Here is a 2,798-nt window from a genome sequence, read left to right on the forward strand (position 1 = left end):
ATCGGCGTCGAACCCGCCTCGGCCACCTCGATCGCCGGGCTGAAGAAACTCCGTGACGAGGGCGTCGTCGGCGCCGACGAGGACGTGGTGTGTCTCACCACCGGCCACCTGCTGAAGGACCCCGACGCGGCCTACAAGGCGGGCAACAAGCCCGAACCGGTCCCGAACGACGCCGCCGCGGTGCTTGAGCACATCGGCTCGGAGTAGCGTACACCTCCTTCGGAGGCGGTCGTCCGGGCGGGGTCCGTCGTCGGCGATCGACGACGAGACCTCGACGCCGCAGACCCGCCGAAAGCCACCACCGACGGTCGGCCGGGGGTGCGCTCGGCTTACGCGGCAGACGTACCGGACTCGGCCATCTGCCAGGCGGTGAGTCCACCGGTCACGCCGAGGCCGATCGCGAACACGAACAGAACGGCGTCGATTCCGGTGGCAGCGACCAGCTCTCCGGCCACCACGGGTGCGACGAACGACCCTAGCCATCCGGCCACACTCGCGAGCGAGACGGCCGTCCCGGCGGCCCGTGGATCGACGAACTCCTGGGCCGACTGGTACATCAGCCCGATCTGGAGCTGGACGAACACCCCTGCGAGAACGAGGATCCCGACCAGCACCGCCACCGTCGCGCTGTAGAACATCGCGACCGCAAGCACCGTCGCCCCGACGAACGATGCGGCGAAGACGGGCCGTCGCCGCTGACCCAGCACCGCGTCCGAGAGCCACCCCCCGACGGGCCGTGCGAGAATCCCGACCGCAGGAAACAGCGCGACGAACGCGCCGCTCTCCGCCAGCGAGACGCCGAACTGTCGGGTGATGTACGTCGGCATCCACGAGTTGAACACCATGTACAGCGAGTAGCCGAGCACCGTGACGACGAGGATCGACCACACGTCCCGGTTCTGGATCACCCGCTTGAACCCGGGGAGCGTCATCGGTTCGGTTGACGCGCTGAACCGTGACACCCGCCCGACGGCGACGTAAAAGGCGACCGACATCACCAACACCGCGACGCCGAAGGCCGGAAACACCCCTGGCCAGCCAACGACCGCGGCGACACGCGGCGCGCCAAGGTGTCCGAGCGCGTAGCCCGCCGGATAGCCGGAGATGATCACAGATGTCGCGGTCGCCCGTCTCGTCGGTGGAAACGTACTCGCCGCAACGTTGATGCAGGTCACCCACAGCACGAACATCCCGACGCCCGCGAGCAGTCGCGTGCCGACCAACAGCGAGACGCTCCCCCCGCTCGCGGCGAACCAGTCACCGGCACTCCCGACGAGGAGCACGGCTGCTGCAACCGGCGCCGTCGCGGGACCCTCGACCCGGTCGAGGTAGATCCCGACCGGAACACCGATCACCGTTGCAGCGACCTGTGGCATCGAGACGAGCGCGGCCGCGGTGGCTTCGGTGATGCCGAGGTCGGACATCACCACCGGAAGCAGACTCGCTGGCGTGATCAGGTACGCGCCGACGAACAGGAGCAGCAGCCACCCGACCGCGATGGTCGTCACACGCCACACCGACTCCTCGGCGAACGTCCGATCGTCACCCGGTTCGGTCACGATCCTCCACCAGCGACGACACGATGAGTCGCTCGATCCCGCGTCGAAGGAGCCCACCGGCCGCCGGCTGCGAGATGTCTAGTTCGGCGGCGACCTCGCCGAGCGTTGCGTTCCGTGGCTCCTCGAAGTACCCTGCCTCGAACGCGACGAGGAGGGCCTCCCGTTGAGTGTCGGTCAGTCCGGCGTCCGCGGCGTCCAACCCCGCATACTGGTTCACACGCAGCAGCTCGATGTCGATGTCGTGCCGTCGCGCAGTGTCCCAGAGGGCGGCCAGGTTCGCTCGCTCGGGCATCCAGACGGTGAATATCCACGCGTCCTCGTCGTTCTCCATGTCCAGTACGACGCCGTTTTCGATCGAGATGATCGGCGAGAAGATCTTCGCCTCGTCGGTGTACTCGAAGCTGTAGATCGCCTCCCCGTCTCCGGTCTCGATCACGCGCTCGAACTCGCCAACCGTGTGATCCCTCCGCAGTCCGTTCTCGAACCGGCGGAAGTCGGACGACTCGACACGGTAGAAGAACTTGCCCGAACTCGGGTCGGTGCCCGCCTCCGACAGCGATCTGACGCTCGACGTCCGGTCGTGGGCGACCGTCTCCGTGAGCACGACGTCGGGGTGCTCGATCCGCACGGCGGCTTTAATATCGCTCATTATCCTGTAAAACGGGCGGCTCCGGTATATCCCCGTTCCCGACCGATCGGGTTCGCGGTGGGCCAACCGAACAGGTAGTTCCGTGTGGTTCCGTTTTGCGACGCGTCACTCACTCCTCCATCCCGTCGCCGGCGTGAATCTTTGCCTGCTCGCGGGCGCTGGGGTTGGCCGACTGCTTGAACGGAACCTTCGCCACCGTCGCGTACACGGGCTCGCCGGGCTCTTCGGCGTACTCCGCAGGGAGGTGTACCTCGAACTCCAGGTCGATGTCGGTGTCGTAGACCGAGTCGTCGAGCGGCACGTCGGCCGCGGCCTGGAGCTTCTCCGCCGGCACGTAGCCCAAGGCGAGGTTGGCTCCGAGCTCGGGACTCCATCCCGCGGAGGTCAGGTAGCCACACTCCGCGCCCGTCTCGGGGTCGGAGACGAGCCAGAAGTCCGAGGCCCACTCGACGATCGGGTCGCCCGCCATCCTCAGTCCGACCAGCTTGTGCGTGAACGGACACGCGCCGTCTTCGATGGCGTCCTTCTGGCGCTCCAGTTCGGCTTTTCCGATGTAGTCGGCGTCTTTGTCGTCGGGGACCTGGTAGCCG

Annotated in this window: 3 protein-coding genes and 1 pseudogene; 1 reads left to right on the forward strand and 3 read right to left on the reverse strand. The window is 67.1% G+C overall.

What is annotated here, in order from left to right; all coding sequences use genetic code 11:
* Positions 1-207, forward strand: a pseudogene (locus Q0925_RS08980) (threonine synthase); the annotation flags it as partial.
* A 122-nt stretch (positions 208-329) separates the two neighbouring features.
* On the opposite strand, the gene Q0925_RS08985 reads toward Q0925_RS08980, so the two are convergent.
* The 3 genes from Q0925_RS08985 to Q0925_RS08995 all read right to left on the reverse strand — a co-directional run.
* Positions 330-1,559, reverse strand: coding sequence for an MFS transporter (locus Q0925_RS08985; protein WP_299334402.1), 1,230 nt, complete (start codon positions 1,557-1,559; stop codon positions 330-332).
* Positions 1,543-2,208 carry a helix-turn-helix domain-containing protein gene (locus Q0925_RS08990; RefSeq protein ID WP_299334404.1) on the reverse strand — a complete coding sequence of 222 codons (666 nt, stop codon included), beginning with the start codon at positions 2,206-2,208 and terminating at the stop codon, positions 1,543-1,545. Before Q0925_RS08990 ends, Q0925_RS08985 begins: the two co-directional genes overlap by 17 nt.
* A gap of 109 nt (positions 2,209-2,317) precedes the next feature.
* Positions 2,318-2,798 (reverse strand): glycine cleavage T C-terminal barrel domain-containing protein (locus tag Q0925_RS08995; RefSeq protein WP_299334406.1); only part of this gene is annotated, 481 nt, incomplete at its 5' end.

Origin of the sequence: Haloplanus sp. (genome assembly GCF_028275055.1) — an archaeon.
Lineage (GTDB): Archaea > Halobacteriota > Halobacteria > Halobacteriales > Haloferacaceae > Haloplanus.

Bases quoted from the DNA above. Each gene is read 5' to 3' on its own strand.
- Q0925_RS08990 (WP_299334404.1), bottom strand. From the start codon at position 2,208: ATGAGCGATATTAAAGCCGCCGTGCGGATCGAGCACCCCGACGTCGTG.